Origin of the sequence: Holdemania filiformis DSM 12042 (genome assembly GCF_000157995.1) — a bacterium.
GTDB lineage: Bacteria > Bacillota_I > Bacilli_A > Erysipelotrichales > Erysipelotrichaceae > Holdemania > Holdemania filiformis.
The window spans coordinates 180912-194928 of sequence record NZ_GG657557.1 but is presented as its reverse complement, the minus strand read 5'-3'; the positions used below and the strand labels follow the sequence as shown (position 1 = coordinate 194928).

Sequence of the window (14017 nt, the reverse complement as noted above, 5' to 3'; positions counted from 1 at the left end):
TGTTCAGATTCTTTTTTACGAAGACCCCTGAAAATTAAAAAATTATCTCTAAAATAATGGAGTTGGTTACTATTCTATGACCCCTTTTCAGGTATAATGGAATAGAGGTGATCCAGGTGGAAGAAAAAATAAAAATTTATATTCCGGATTTTATTCATGCCATCTTGTTAAATGATATGGAAAAATTTCTGTTTTTTAAGAAGAACGGCGAGCTCAATAAAAATGCGTTTATCAATACGCTGATTGTCAATTATGTTGAGCGTTATCAGGATGAGAATAATCGGTATGATGACTATATAAAAAGAAATATTTACGAAACGTTTAAGACTGCGTCTGCGGTACAGGCCGAGGAATTGAGTAATAAAATTCTTTCTTATATCCAGTTGTCCTCCTATCATCTTCTAAATTCCAAAAATGACGTCGCTTTGTCGCTAAAGCCGACAAAAGAAACGGCAGGCACAATTCAATTTATTCAGGATTATAATCTCCATGGACAATCGGTATCCAATTACTTCCGCAACATGTTTGCTTCTTATGCTTATCTTTCGCAGGATAAAAGAGAACGGATTATTTTCAAGGAACGTTTTGATCGGATTGAACAAGCGATCCAAGAGAAACGGAAGATTTATTTCACGACTCCGAATAATAACAGACATATCGCTTCTCCTTATTGTATAAGCGGTTCGCATGAAGAATTGTTTAATTATCTTTTGTGTGTGGCCAATGGAAAAATATACTCCTTCCGGATAAACCGGATTGATCATGTGATGATCTTAAAAGATTCGTTGGTAATTCAGGAATCCCAGGCGAAATTATTTGAGAAGATGGTTCAATATGGACCGCAGTTCGCGATCCGCTCCGATCAGGAAATCTGCGTTCATCTGACAGAAAACGGGATTAAACAATTTCATAGTCTGTACATTCATCGCCCCGTAGCGATCAACATCACGCAAGATGAAACAGGCGCGAATTATTATTTTGATTGTTCACCTGAGCAAGTCTATCAATATTTTAGCCGCTTCGGTCAGGATGCTTTCATCGTATATCCTGCGGATTTAAGAAACCGGATGATTCAGCAAATTGCCAAAGCTTATCGGATGGTTCAACGTCTGAGCCGGGAGCTTGAGGGAGAAAAAGAAAATAAACCCGGGAAATCATCAGAAATAGAGATTTAACGAAGCTATTATTGCACTGAGTCCGGGTGCTATTTTTTGAGAAGATAACGATATTCAAAATCAGCGTGTTCTTTTCACGGCAGCTTTCGTAATAGAAGAGATCAGCAGTATACTAGCCCTGAATATCTTGTGAGCTGTAAACTATGAAGACGGAGCTAGAAAGACCTAATTACTTAAAAAATGCGCTGAAATCAAGTAAAGAATTCCGTACCGCTTGAAAATATGATTTAATAGAAATAAAAATAACACACGGGGGAGAATCCAATGAAGAAACCGAAACTGATAATCTGTGATATTGATGGGACACTTGTCGTCAAACATCAAAAGCTGACTCCAAGAACAAAGAAAATCATCGATGATCTGCGATCCGACGGCGTTTACTTTGGCGTCGCTTCAAACCGGGCCGCTTTTCTAAATCCGGTGTTCAATGAAAAGGTGGGGATATCATGAGGATTTCGATGTGATGATCGGGCTTAACGGCTGTTCGCTTTGGGATAATTTGAATAAGCAGGAATCGGGTTACTTCATAATGAAAAAGGAATATATTAAAGAAACCGTTGATTTAATGCGTCCTTTTGATTCCAATCCTTCGATATATCTGAATGGAGGTCAGGTTTTTCTTAAAGAAGTTGAAACCATGAAACATTATAAAAGAATCGGCGACATTCCCATCATAAAAGCGAATTCGGTCGATGACTTGTATGCCCAGGATAATGCAAATATCATGTTCAGAATTGATGAAAATCAAATGGCTGAAGCTGAAAAATGGATTGTAGAACATCCCAATGAAAACTTCGCAGGGTTTAAAACATGCCCGGATTTACTTGAATTTTCAGATCCAAGAGCGAATAAAGCGGATGCGCTGACAAAATTTTATGAAGCGCATAAGATCGATTTATCTGAAGTGATCGCTTTTGGGAATACGAGCAATGACAATGAAATGATTCAGGCGGCGGGGCTGGCGTATGTTTACGAAATGGCAGTGACGATACAAAAGCTGTCGCCGATGTGATTACAGAACAAGCTTGCGATGATAAAGAATATCCGGGAGTGGCGCTGAACCCTGAAAACCAGCTGAGAGCTGCGGACAGGTTGGCAGATGCCGGGGATTCATCGTTTCGATGATTTAGTGGCAGTACCCCTGATGGATTCATCCGTCAGATTGGTTTCCCTATGATGTATAAAGAATATTGAAGGACACAGGTTATTTATAATTCTATTTACCAAAAATGAAAAAAATTTGAAATTGGTAAATAGAACAAGCATAATATAAAAAAGATTTGGAGGCAAAGAGATGAAAATAATAGAGAGAACTCAGTATTTAGATAAATTAAAGCGACTAAAAGGGACTCCAGATATCAAAGTAATTACGTGAGCTAAACGTAGTGGAAAGTCCAAATTGAGGGATAACTATATTCGTTGGATTGAAGATATAAGATTAGAAATACTACGCTGATGGATCGCATTTCTGATTTTTTAATGGATAATATTTCAAACCTGTCATCAACTCGACAAATAGCAGAAACCCTGACCAAAAATAAGGATAAAATCAATCATATTACTGTAGGAAAATATTTGGAGTATTTGTGCAACGCCTTTGCTTTTTATAAAGTAAGAAGATATGACATTCGAGGAAAAAAATATCTGTCTTCTAGTGAAAAGTATTACTTGAGTGACCATGCTTTTCGATATGCAAAACTTGGTAAAAGAAATATGGATTATGGTAGAATGATTGAAAACATCGTTGCTATTGAACTAATGCGTAGAGGCTACGAAATATATGCAGGTGTACTCTATAAAAAAGAAATTGACTTTGTAGCTATGAAACACGATGAGAAACTTTATATTCAAGTTTCAGATGATATTTCAGGTGAAGATACATTTGCAAGAGAGGTTGATCCGCTTTTAAAAATCAAAGATGCCTATCCTAAAATGTTGATTGCGCGAACAAAGCATGAGGATTATCAATATGAGGGTATCAAAATCGTAGATATCAAATTGGTTACTGGAAGAATAATTGATTTGCGAATCAAAACTAATGGGTTTGAGAGAGTATATCATGTGTAAAGTGCATTATATAAATGCAGCGATAAATTTGAATTTACGGAGTTTGTGATTATATAATAAACAAAAATTAAAACCCCAATCCAAAAAATCTGATAGTTTTAAGTTACTAAAACTGCCTATGCCAGACCTTTGAAATAGTATATCAAGAAACAGGAAGGAATAGAAGAAAATGTCAATAATGTCGTATAGTCAACACTATTATAATTGTAAAGTAAACAACATTGAAGTTTATTTTGAGTACAATAATTCTGTGGTTTTTGATACAGGAGAAGAAACGATAGCTGGTGAGGGGTGGAATACCTATAAGTGTAAGAAATTATCGGTGATTACTAAGTGTGAATTGGAGCAATATGGTGGTCCGTCAGAAACACATAGATATAGCAGAGGGGATAATTTAGTTATACAAGGAATAATTACTTTTCTTACAGGAATTCCGCTTACTATTTACCATAGTGATGGGGGTTCTGGTGGTATTATACCAATAGAATATGAGAAACAAGAGAATCATATAAAAATTGATGATGTGGATTATTCAAGTGATTTAATAATTATTTTAGATAGGTTGAATAAGGAACCAGAATTAATTATTACCTTGCTAGACAGATGGAGAAAAGCGATTTATTTGAAAGAGGAAAGCTGCGATGCTGATTTGTATTACGATGAAGCAACATTGAGTTTTTTTCATATATTCGAGTTGTTTGGAGAGAGTATTGCTGACGAATTAAAAAATAAACTTGAGAATAATATTGAAAGCATGATGTATCAACATTTTAAATCTTATTACTTTACAGAGGCGCAGACTAAACAGATGGTGGAACAGAATAGGAAATCAGTTAATAGCCTTTTGATAGGAGATTTTCTTAATTTGGCTATTAAGGTTAAATATTTTCTAGAAAAATATGAATTGTTGGATGATAATGTATCCTTTTTTATAGACAATATGATTAAAGTTAGGAATGCAATAGCACATGGAAGGATTACATATCAAAAGGTATTTATTTGGCCATTGTCTCCGTTTTTTAATTTGTCAAAAGAGTCTTATGAAAATATAGAATTTCTTTTCTTTTTATCAGCAGAAATGATTTCTAGATATATCGGCATAGGCTGTTGGGAAAAGGAATGGAATGAAACAAAAAAATTTTTAATGCCACCTAATCACATAATATCAGCTTTTCTAGAAAACAGTCTTGCAATAGACAATTTTAACTATGGTTTACTGGTTCAAGGTAATAAATATAATATTACTTGGCGAACATTATTCAATTATTATGTAAAGAAGCCTAAGAAAACGATAAGAGAATGCATGGAAGTGGCAATGAAAGATTCATTTATGAATACGCCAATCGATGAGGATAATGCACCAGATATTTTTAATATATCAATTATTTTTGCTGACTCAGAAGATTCCAATATTAAGCAAAAAGCTATTGAGAATGTTAAAACTATAATATCGAATGGTTGGTATGGCTGGTCAAACTTTAAAGATGCATATACATATTTGGATTTTTATTCTGTGACAGTTGTCTGGTACAAAGAGTTCTTGATCAATAGAGAATATCTTGAATGCAGAAACACTAATTAAAATCACAATAGTTGCAAATTCTTGTCATTAAGAAATCCCAGTTTGTTGAGCTAATACAGCTCAATATTAAGTCGAATCTTGCTAACTTTCTGCTAATATATTTGCTAATACGGCATTTAAAAATTGCTGATTTTCGATGAACGACCGGAAGTCTCGTCAAGATTTCCGGTTTTTTGGTTGGCAAAATTTTGGAGCTCAATTGAAAATATAACTCATTGTCAGCCATCCGGTTATTTTTTTCATAATAGAAATTAAGTTATAGCGCTTATAGACAGGCTGATGGGCGCCAAGGATTCATCACTTCGATGATTTAATGGCAGTATCCCTGATCGATTCATCCGAAAGATTGGTTTCCATGTGATAGAAAAGACCAGGTCCCAACTGAGTCGTCAGCTGGACTTTTTTGGTAATCACAAAGCCTGCCCTTTCATAACAAGCCACAGCCCGCTGATTCCACGTCCTGACTTCCAGATACAAAGGCTTGTGCGGCCAGCGCTGTTTGGCAATCGCGATCGCTTCCCGGGTGATCGCCGTACCGACGCCGCGGGAACAAGCCTGCGGATGAACACCGATGCCGAAAAAAACCGCCGTTTCTTCCTCCAATAAATTAACGAATCCGATCAGTTGATCCTGTTCAAAGAAGCTGATGAAATGCTCGCGCTGGCAGGCAGGAATTTCTGAGAACCGGGGTTCATCATAGATTGCGTATTCGCCGGGATAACGCCACTGTTCGATCAGCCGGGCATCCGCTTCGCTCATTTTTCGATAATTCATAACCGTCCTCTTTCCTTTGAACGCTGACCGCCAGAAGAATTCGGAAAAATTTCATCGATCAGCTGGCCGGCCTGCGTTCCTTTTAAATAGACGAAATTAAACTCCCGCTGTTCGCTCAGGCCTTCCAGCCGGAAGGTCGTCAGTTCGGGATGACCTGCGGCGACGGCGGAATAGGCGAAGGAAACGCCGAGATTTTCACTCACCATCCGCACGATCAAGGCAAAATTGTTGACGCAGATGATCCGTCCGATCTTATCCAGTGAGTACCCGCTCTCCTGCAGTGATTTCTCAAAGATCGCGCGTGTTCCGGATCCCGCTTCACGCAGGATGACGCTTTGATCAGCCAGGGCTTCACCGGTTACTTTTTTGCCTGCGAAGGGATGATCGCAATGGCACATCCCGACAAACGGCGCGGATTGAAAACGCCGGTAGCCGTAACGGCTTTTATCGAAGCTGCCCTCCACCAACGCGAAATCCAGCTCCTCCATTTCTAGACGGTGAAGCAGTTCGCGCGTGTTTTCCACTACGATTTCCAAGGTGCGGTCGGGCCGCTTGAGGAAGCGGCAGAGATCCTCGCCGATGATGAATTCGCCGATCGTTTTGGTCGCGCCGAGGCGGAGGGTCAGAATTTTAGGAACGGCCAGTTCCTGGCGCATCCGTTGGTCATTATACATGGCGACGCGGGCATACTGCGCCAGTTTTTCCGCTTCCGGGGTGCGGTACAGACGACTTCCGTCATAAGTGAACAGCCGGCAGCCGTAATCCCGTTCCAGCGCGTGGATCTGCTGGGTGACGGCAGGCTGGCTGAGTTTCAGCTGTTCGGCAGTGCGGCGGTAATTCATCAGTTCGTAGAGTGTTAAAAAGGTTGGGATCCGATAATCAATCATGGGTTCACCTCATAAGAAAAATGAATCAACAGATAAGTATTAACAATTTTCTTTTATTATAGCGCCTATGCTATAATTTTACAACGAAGGGACTGTTAACAATTTAACAAATTCACAGATCCCGGAAGGAGGAGCTGGACATGAAAGTATTAGTGATCGGCGGTGTCGCGGCAGGGATCAAAGCGGCAGCCAAGATCAAACGTCAAAACCGCAGTGCAGAAGTAAAGATTCTGACGCAGAGTGCGGATATTTCCTACGCTGGATGCGGTCTTCCGTATTATGTCGGAGGGATGATTGAAAGCCGGGAGGAATTGATCGTCAATACCCCGGAAAAATATACGGGACTGACGGGCGTGGAGGTCGTGACCCGCTGCGAAGTGACAAGCGTCAATTTCCAGGCGAAAACCGTCACGGCGCTGTGTCAGGGACAGACGTGGTTGGAGAGCTACGATAAGCTGGTCATCGCGACCGGCGCGACGCCGTTTGTTCCGCAGGTGGAAGGCATCCGGCTACCAGGCGTCTTTACGATGCGGACGCCGGATGACGCGATCGCTTTGCGGTCTTACGTTCAGGACCGGCATTGCCGCAGCGCCGTCGTGGTGGGCGCGGGCTTCATCGGTTTGGAAATTGCGGAGAATTTACAGGCTCAGGGTCTGGCAGTCACCGTGATCGATGCGGCGGATCAGATTCTGCCGAAGATTTTTGATCCGGAAATGGCGGGATATGCCCGCCGGCGTCTGCGCCAGAATGGCATCCGGGTTTTGACCGGAACACCGTTAAGCGAGATCACCGGTACAGAACGGGCGGACGGCGTGTTGACCAGCGGCAGCCGGATCGGGGCGGATCTGGTCGTGCTGGCGATCGGCATCCGGCCGGCGACCACGTTCCTGAACGGCAGCGGTCTGGCCATGGAAAAAGGCGCAATTGTCGTGGATGAAATGATGCGCACCAACATTCCTGACGTCTATGCCGCCGGCGACTGCGCGCTGGTGAGAAACCAACAGACCCATCAGCCTCAGTGGTCGGCGATGGGATCGACGGCCAACATTACCGCACGGGCTTTAGCCTGCACGATGACTGGAACGGAAACGCCATACGGCGGCTGTCTGGGCACCGGCGTCGTGCGCTTGGGCGAAGGCTTTAACGCCGGACGCACCGGTCTGACGGAAGCGCAGGCCCGGGAAGCCGGCTATGAACCGGTCACGGTGGTCTGCGCCAGTGATGATAAAGCACACTATTATCCAGGTTCTTCCTTCTTTATGACAAAATTAATCGCCGATCGTTCGACGCATCAGCTTCTGGGCATCCAGGTGCTGGGCAGCGCCGTCGATAAAATGGTCGACATCGCCGTGACGGGTATTGCCGCAGGCCTGACGCTGGAAGTGTTCAACAGTCTGGACTATTCCTATGCACCGCCGTTCTCCACCGCGATTCATCCGTTTGTCCAGGCTTGCCTGGTCTTGGAAAACAAGCTGTCCGGTGCAATGACGTCGATGACGCCGGCGGACTATGCCAATGGAGCCGCAAAGGACTATCAGGTTGTCGACGTGCTGCCGAAGCCGACGATCGCCGGCGCAAAATGGGTGGATCTGGCTCAGGTCAACGGCCCGGTCGAAGGTCTTGACCGCGATGCCAAACTGTTGTTGGTCTGCAACCGCGGCCGCCGCGCGTATCTGCTTCAGAACCGGCTGCGTCACTTCGGCTATACCCAGACGGTCGTCCTGGAAGGCGGCGTCACGATGAATGAAGTGAAGGTGCAGTTTGCCGGGGCGGCGATTCCGCCGGATGAAATCAAACGCGTCAAGGGCTTGGGCTGTTTACAGGATAAGCGTTATCCGGATCGCTTCAACGTCCGCGTGATCACCCGCAACGGCAAGATCACCAGTGAGGAACAGCGCAAGATCGCCGAAGCGGCTGAACTGTTTGGAACTGGCGAAGTCACGATGACAACGCGCCTGACGCTAGAAGTCCAGGGTGTTCCTTACGCGAATCTGGACGCGCTGATGACGTTCTTAAACGATGCCGGGCTGGAAACCGGCGGCACGGGATCGAAGGTTCGTCCGGTCGTTTCCTGCAAGGGCACAACCTGCCAGTATGGTTTGATCGACACGTTCCAGTTAAGTCAGAAATTACACGATCTGTTTTATATCGGCTATCATGATATCGTGCTGCCGCATAAGTTTAAGCTGGCGGTCGGCGGCTGTCCGAACAACTGCGTCAAGCCGAATCTGAACGATTTAGGCATCGTCGGCCAGCGGATCCCGGAGATCAACATGGCGAAGTGCCGCGGCTGTCAGGTCTGTCAGATTGAAAAAAACTGTCCGATCGGGGCGGCGAAGCTGATCGACGGCAAGCTTCAGATCGACGCCGACCTGTGCAATCATTGTGGACGATGCGTATCCAAGTGTCCGTTCAAGGCGATTGAAGAAAGCACCTACGGTTATAAAGTTTACATTGGCGGCCGCTGGGGTAAGAAGGTCGCGGAAGGCAAACCGCTGTCGCGGATCTTCACGAGCGAGGAAGAAGTGCTGGCGTTAGTTGAACGGGCGATCCTGTTCTATCGCGATGAAGGGATTACCGGCGAACGCTTTGCCGATACGATCGCGCGCTTAGGCTTCGATTATGTGGAAGACAAGCTGCTTAACGGTTCGATCGACAAGGACAGCATCCTGAAGAAGACGGTTGTCGGCGGGGCGAAGTGCTAGTTTGATCATGTTTGACGGTTGGGTAAGCGCGGCGTTTGGAACCGCTGATCCGCAGCGGTTTGAGCGCTGCTTCGCCGCTGTGCATCAGGCCGCGGTTCAGCAATTTCCCCTGCTTCCTAGCGCGCTGGCACTGACCAGTCTGTGGATTCAGGCGCATCTGGCAGCCCAGGGAAAACCGCTGCCGTTAGTCGGCGAGGCGCTGAGCCAGCTTGCAGAACAAGGCTGCCGGCGCGTGGTCGTGAACAGTCTGTTGTTAGCGGAAGGCGCAGAGTGGGATAAGCTGCGAAGCCAGGTGGAACAACGGCGGGCCGATTTTGATCAGTTGATTCTGATTCCCCCACTGCTCTGTTCAAGAAGTCAGGCTTGCGCTCAGGCGCTGGACGCACTGTTTCCTGCCAAGCCAGGGCTGACCCGGGTTTTGTTGGGACATGGCTGCGCGCAGGGAGAGAATTCGGCTTATGCCGCACTGCAGGCACAGCTGAAATCAGCGGGCCGCGATGATCTGTCGATCGCGCTGCTGCATGGCGGACCAAGCTTAGGCGAGCTGCTGGAAAAATGGAATCAAAGCGGAGCCCGGCGGGTTGAATTGAATTTCCTGATGCTGTGCGCGGGTCATCACGCTCAGGAAGTCCGGCGGGAAAGCCGGAGCTGGGCGGCAGCTTATCCCGCGCTGTCCGTGACGATCTCCGATCTGGAACTGGGCAGCTGTCCAGCTTTTCAGGAATTGTTTCTTTCATTCACTGAAGAAACGGGATTCAACGGATAGACAATAAAATACTAAAAGACGAGCGGCAACGCTCGTTTCGCTTACGAATTGAGATTTGCCATACCGCAACGTCGGGCGAGGGCTTTAAAATAATCTTCGTGAGTCAGCTGACGTTCAATCTTGACGATCGAATGTTAGCGGGATCGTTGCGTTTCAACGATCAGGCAGGCTTCCCGGATTTGAAAAGGATCCGGGAAGCGGACTGCCGCAGTCCGCAGGGACTGCGTTTTTCCGGCTGTGATGCGCCGGAGAAATGATGAAATCAGGAGGATTGAAGATGAGCAGAAAACCGGACATTTTTTTGTCTGAATTTAAAGTGAAAAATAAAGCGGTCAAGGTCCTGGCTGCGCTGATGATCCTGGCGGCGATGGCCGGCTGTCAAACAACACCGGCGGCACCGCAGCCGGAAGAAAACGCGGCGGCCGTAAGCTATCCGCTGACCTTTACCGACGCGCTGGATCGGGAAATCACGTTATCCCAGGCCCCTCAACGCCCGGCGGTGTTGTTTTCCTCGTATGCCGAGCTGTGGCAGCTGGCGGGCGGGGACGTCGCAGTAACGGTCGGCGACAGCGTGAAGCGCGGATTTGTCAACGCCGGGACGCCGCTGGTGGACGATGGCGCCGGGTTAAAAATCGATGCGGAGCAGCTGATCGCCCAGCAGCCGGACTTTGTGATCGCTTCGGCGGATATGGGCGCGCAGGCTGAGCTGTGCGGTCAGTTAAGCGGCTATGGGATTCCGTGCGCGGCCTTAAAAGAGGAAAGCTTTGCGGATTATCTTTCCTTATTAAAATTATTCACGCAGATCACCGGGAATACTGAGGCCTACCAGACCTACGGACTTAACCTCCAGCAAGAGATCGAGACGCTGCTGACGGAAGTGACGCAGGCCCGCTCGGGCCAAGAACCGGTCTCGGTCTTATTTATCCGGGCGGGTTCAGGCTATTCCGCGACGAAGGCGAAAACGGCGAAGGATCACTTCGTCGGCGGCATGCTGGAGGAACTGGGCGCGGTCAACATCGCGGATGAAGCCGGCGCTTTGTCGGAGGGACTGGCGTTGGAAAGCATTCTGCTGAATCAGCCGGATGTGATTCTGATCGTTCCCCAGGGCAATGAGGAAGCGGCCCGTGCTTATATGGACAGCCTGCTTGAGGAAAGCGGCTGGCGTGATCTGGAAGCGGTGAAAAACGGCCGCTGCACCTATTTGTCCAAAGACTTGTTTCATTATAAGCCCAACGCCCGCTGGGCTGAATCCTACCGCGTGTTAGCCGGCCTGTTGTATCCGGAGAGCTTTTCATGAAGATCAAGAAGAAACGGGTTCTGATCCCGTTTCTCTTTCTGTTCTTAGCGGTGCTGGGACTGAGCGGACTGGCGCTGGGCAGCGCCCGGTTTCCGCTGGCTGAGGTGATCGCCGTCTTTACGGGCGGCGACGATCCGACGGTGCGGCTGATCGTGCTGCAGCTGCGGCTGCCGCGGGTTGCCGGGGCTGTGCTGGCCGGCGTGGGGCTGGCGGTTTCTGGTCTTCTGCTTCAAAGCGCAACGGGCAACGATCTGTGTTCGCCGAATATCATCGGCGTGAATTCCGGCGCGGGCTTTGCGGTCATGGTTCTGCTTTGCCTGTTCCCGATGGCGTTTGCGGTTCTGCCGCTGGCGGCGTTTGCGGGCGCGTTGTTCACGACGTTTCTGGTGTTGGGAATTTCAGTGGGTGCGGGCGGACATCAGTCCAAGTCGACGGTGCTGCTGGCCGGGGTCGCGGTCAGCTCGCTGCTCAGCGCCGGGATCTCTTTTCTTTCACAGCTGGTTCCCGATGCCCTGGCGTCGTATTCGGCGTTTTCGATTGGCGGATTTTCCGGCGTTCAGGGAGCGGATCTGGTTTTTCCCGCGCTCATGATCGGGGTGGGAACGGGCCTTGCCTGGGGATTAGCACCGCAGTTAAATCTGTTGTGTCTGGGTGATGAGCTGGCCGCCACGTTAGGCGTAAAGGTCAAAGCGCTGCGGCTGATCTGTCTGATTCTGGCCAGCGCGCTGTGCGCGGCGGTGGTTACGTATGCCGGGCTGCTGGGGTTTGTCGGCTTGATCGTGCCGCATCTGGCGCGGAAGCTGGCGGGGCATGACCTGCGGATTCTGGTGCCGGTGACCGCGCTGTTGGGTGCCAATTTAGTCGTGCTGTCCGACTTAGCGGGACGAACGCTCTTTTCCCCGGCGGAATTGCCGGCGGGGATTCTGATGGCGCTGTTGGGCGCGCCGTTCTTCCTGTTCATCCTGTTCCAGCGGCGGGGGCGTTATGCTTAGGGCCCAGCAGATCAGCCTGCGGCTGGGATCTAAAACCATTCTCAAGCAGGTTGATTTTCAAGCGGAAGCGGGTCAGATCACGGTGCTGCTGGGTCGCAACGGCAGCGGTAAGACGTCGCTCTTGCGATGCCTGGCGATGACGCAGACCCGCTGGCAGGGCCAGGTGACGCTGGATGGCTGTCCGCTGCGCTCTCTGACTCCGCAGGAACGATCTCGCCGGATCGCACTGCTGCCGCAGGTGTTACCGCGGCCGCCGATTACCGTGCGCACGCTGACGGGTTACGGCCGTCAGCCCTATCTGGGCTGGGGCGGACAGCTGAGCGCTGCGGATGAACAGAAAGTACAGCAGGCCATGGAACAGGCCGAGATCACGGCGCATGCGGAGGATTTAGTCTGTCACTGTTCCGGCGGCGAACGCCAGCTGGCTTACTTTGCGATGCTGCTGGCGCAGGATACGCCGGTGGTGCTGTTGGACGAACCAACGGCCAGTTTGGACATGGAATACCGCCGTGTTGTCTATGCGCTTTTGCGCCGGATGAAGGCGGAAGGCAAAACGGTGGTTCTGATTCTGCACGAGCTGGCGGATGCCGTCGAACTGGCCGATCAGGTCTGCGTCCTGGATCAGGGGACGCGGGTGTTCACGGGCACGCCGGAGGATTTTCTGATCAGCGGTCTGCCGCAGTCTGTTTTTGGGCTATGTCCCAAACAGGTCAGGGATGAAACAGGAAATGAGTTTATTCTGTTCCGGCCGCTGAATCAAAGCGGAGAATAGCTTGAACTTAAGATAAAAAGAAAAAACCAGACAGGTTCGTGACACGCCTTTGCGAGATCACGGATTTGTCTGGTTTTTAGTATCACTTTGATTGTCCATTCCTGTTTTTAAACATTTTGGATTGCGGTATCATCCTGAAAACGTTGAAAATGTGAATACAATATTATTTAAAATTCTAGAAAATGTGTGACAGAGATGATATAAAAATCTTGAAAATGTGTGATATTATGCGATTAAAAATCTTGAAAACGTGTAAAATGTGTTCTTGATATGAATTTCTATGGTATACTGAAACCAGAAGGATATTGCCGATCAATACGGAGGTGTGTTTATGAAACGGAAAATCTATGATACGCTTGTTCAATGGAAACGTGAAGATGCAGGACATACCGCTATGCTGATCGACGGAGCGCGGCGGGTAGGAAAAAGTTATATTGCTGAGGAATTTGCGAAAGCTGAATATCAAAGTTACATTCTGATTGACTTTAACCGGGTCTCTAAGGAGATCACGGATTTGTTTGAGCATTACCTCAATGATTTGGATACTTTTTTTCTTTATTTATCAAATTACTATAATGTCCGGTGTTATGAACATAATACGCTCATTATCTTTGATGAAGTTCAGCTTTTTCCAAGAGCTCGCGCAGCGATTAAGTACCTTGTGGCGGATGGTCGTTATGACTATCTTGAAACAGGATCTTTAATGTCAATCAAAGCGAATATCAAAGATATCGTAATTCCTTCAGAAGAACGGCATATTAAAATGTTTCCTCTTGATTTTGAAGAATTTCTCTGGGCACTGGATAATGAGATGTTCATGGACCTCATCCGCAAATGTTTTGAAGAACGCCGGCCGATGGGACAGGCGCTCCATCGGAAAGCGATGGACTATTTTAGACAATACCTCATTGTTGGGGGAATGCCTCAAGCCGTAGAGACTTATGTTCGTACAAAAGATTTTGACCGGGTAGATCGGGTAAAACGAAATATCCTGGAACTT

Annotated in this window: 14 protein-coding genes; 12 read left to right on the top strand and 2 right to left on the bottom strand. The window is 47.6% G+C overall.

Going from position 1 to position 14017, the window contains the following annotated elements; translation table 11 throughout:
* The first annotated feature begins 116 nt into the window (after positions 1–116).
* The 5 genes from HOLDEFILI_RS09820 (at position 117) to HOLDEFILI_RS09805 (ending at position 4824) form a co-directional block, all read left to right on the top strand.
* The gene (locus HOLDEFILI_RS09820) at positions 117–1175 is read left to right on the top strand and encodes a WYL domain-containing protein (RefSeq protein WP_039864624.1); all 1059 of its coding nucleotides are present in this window, start codon (positions 117–119) and stop codon (positions 1173–1175) included.
* Between the two features lie 264 nt (positions 1176–1439).
* Positions 1440–1625, top strand: a complete 186-nt coding sequence (locus tag HOLDEFILI_RS20365; protein WP_006059505.1) for an HAD family hydrolase — start codon at positions 1440–1442, stop codon at positions 1623–1625.
* Between the two features lie 13 nt (positions 1626–1638).
* Positions 1639–2187 carry an HAD hydrolase family protein gene (locus HOLDEFILI_RS09815; protein ID WP_050766960.1) on the top strand — a complete coding sequence of 183 codons (549 nt, stop codon included), beginning with the start codon at positions 1639–1641 and terminating at the stop codon, positions 2185–2187.
* 425 nt (positions 2188–2612) lie between these two features.
* Positions 2613–3242 (top strand): ATP-binding protein, encoded by a 630-nt coding sequence (locus HOLDEFILI_RS09810; RefSeq protein ID WP_425268577.1) that lies wholly within the window; start codon positions 2613–2615, stop codon positions 3240–3242.
* Positions 3243–3411: 169 nt separating this feature from the next.
* Positions 3412–4824: a hypothetical protein gene (locus tag HOLDEFILI_RS09805; RefSeq protein ID WP_039864623.1), complete on the top strand. Its 1413-nt coding sequence runs from the start codon at positions 3412–3414 to the stop codon at positions 4822–4824.
* A gap of 297 nt (positions 4825–5121) precedes the next feature.
* Here the strand turns inward: HOLDEFILI_RS09805 and HOLDEFILI_RS09800 are convergent, their stop codons facing one another.
* Together HOLDEFILI_RS09800 and HOLDEFILI_RS09795 are read right to left on the bottom strand one after the other, a co-directional pair.
* Positions 5122–5598, bottom strand: coding sequence for a GNAT family N-acetyltransferase (locus tag HOLDEFILI_RS09800; RefSeq protein ID WP_006059501.1), 477 nt, complete (start codon positions 5596–5598; stop codon positions 5122–5124).
* On the bottom strand, positions 5595–6485 hold the full coding sequence (locus HOLDEFILI_RS09795; protein ID WP_006059500.1) for a LysR family transcriptional regulator: 891 nt from the start codon (positions 6483–6485) through the stop codon (positions 5595–5597). The genes HOLDEFILI_RS09800 and HOLDEFILI_RS09795 overlap by 4 nt, the downstream gene beginning before the upstream one ends.
* A gap of 140 nt (positions 6486–6625) precedes the next feature.
* Between HOLDEFILI_RS09795 and HOLDEFILI_RS09790 the strand changes: the two genes are divergently transcribed.
* The 7 genes from HOLDEFILI_RS09790 to HOLDEFILI_RS19750 all read left to right on the top strand — a co-directional run.
* Positions 6626–9190, top strand: coding sequence for an FAD-dependent oxidoreductase (locus HOLDEFILI_RS09790; RefSeq protein WP_006059499.1), 2565 nt, complete (start codon positions 6626–6628; stop codon positions 9188–9190).
* Positions 9191–9197: 7 nt separating this feature from the next.
* Positions 9198–9956, top strand: coding sequence for a sirohydrochlorin cobaltochelatase (locus tag HOLDEFILI_RS09785; RefSeq protein ID WP_006059498.1), 759 nt, complete (start codon positions 9198–9200; stop codon positions 9954–9956).
* A 98-nt stretch (positions 9957–10054) separates the two neighbouring features.
* Complete coding sequence (locus HOLDEFILI_RS19300; protein ID WP_006059497.1) at positions 10055–10213, top strand: hypothetical protein; 159 nt, start codon at positions 10055–10057, stop codon at positions 10211–10213.
* A gap of 20 nt (positions 10214–10233) precedes the next feature.
* Positions 10234–11253 carry an ABC transporter substrate-binding protein gene (locus HOLDEFILI_RS09780; RefSeq protein ID WP_050766959.1) on the top strand — a complete coding sequence of 340 codons (1020 nt, stop codon included), beginning with the start codon at positions 10234–10236 and terminating at the stop codon, positions 11251–11253.
* Entirely contained in the window at positions 11250–12245 is a 996-nt protein-coding gene (locus tag HOLDEFILI_RS09775; protein ID WP_006059495.1) for a FecCD family ABC transporter permease, read from the top strand. The genes HOLDEFILI_RS09780 and HOLDEFILI_RS09775 overlap by 4 nt, the downstream gene beginning before the upstream one ends.
* Positions 12238–13017 (top strand): ABC transporter ATP-binding protein, encoded by a 780-nt coding sequence (locus HOLDEFILI_RS09770; protein ID WP_006059494.1) that lies wholly within the window; start codon positions 12238–12240, stop codon positions 13015–13017. Before HOLDEFILI_RS09775 ends, HOLDEFILI_RS09770 begins: the two co-directional genes overlap by 8 nt.
* 331 nt (positions 13018–13348) lie before the next feature.
* Positions 13349–14017, top strand: a 669-nt coding sequence (locus tag HOLDEFILI_RS19750; protein WP_006059493.1) for an AAA family ATPase, incomplete at its 3' end; no start/stop codon positions are given.

What these genes read in the sequence shown, in the direction of transcription:
- HOLDEFILI_RS09775 (WP_006059495.1), top strand. Translation starts at nt 11,250, where the DNA reads ATGAAGATCAAGAAGAAACGGGTTCTGATCCCGTTTCTCTTTCTGTTC.
- HOLDEFILI_RS09800 (WP_006059501.1), bottom strand. Translation starts at nt 5,598, where the DNA reads ATGAATTATCGAAAAATGAGCGAAGCGGATGCCCGGCTGATCGAACAG.
- HOLDEFILI_RS09770 (WP_006059494.1), top strand. Translation starts at nt 12,238, where the DNA reads ATGCTTAGGGCCCAGCAGATCAGCCTGCGGCTGGGATCTAAAACCATT.
- HOLDEFILI_RS09795 (WP_006059500.1), bottom strand. Translation starts at nt 6,485, where the DNA reads ATGATTGATTATCGGATCCCAACCTTTTTAACACTCTACGAACTGATG.
- HOLDEFILI_RS09790 (WP_006059499.1), top strand. Translation starts at nt 6,626, where the DNA reads ATGAAAGTATTAGTGATCGGCGGTGTCGCGGCAGGGATCAAAGCGGCA.
- HOLDEFILI_RS09780 (WP_050766959.1), top strand. Translation starts at nt 10,234, where the DNA reads ATGAGCAGAAAACCGGACATTTTTTTGTCTGAATTTAAAGTGAAAAAT.
- HOLDEFILI_RS09815 (WP_050766960.1), top strand. Translation starts at nt 1,639, where the DNA reads ATGATCGGGCTTAACGGCTGTTCGCTTTGGGATAATTTGAATAAGCAG.
- HOLDEFILI_RS09805 (WP_039864623.1), top strand. Translation starts at nt 3,412, where the DNA reads ATGTCAATAATGTCGTATAGTCAACACTATTATAATTGTAAAGTAAAC.
- HOLDEFILI_RS20365 (WP_006059505.1), top strand. Translation starts at nt 1,440, where the DNA reads ATGAAGAAACCGAAACTGATAATCTGTGATATTGATGGGACACTTGTC.
- HOLDEFILI_RS09785 (WP_006059498.1), top strand. Translation starts at nt 9,198, where the DNA reads ATGTTTGACGGTTGGGTAAGCGCGGCGTTTGGAACCGCTGATCCGCAG.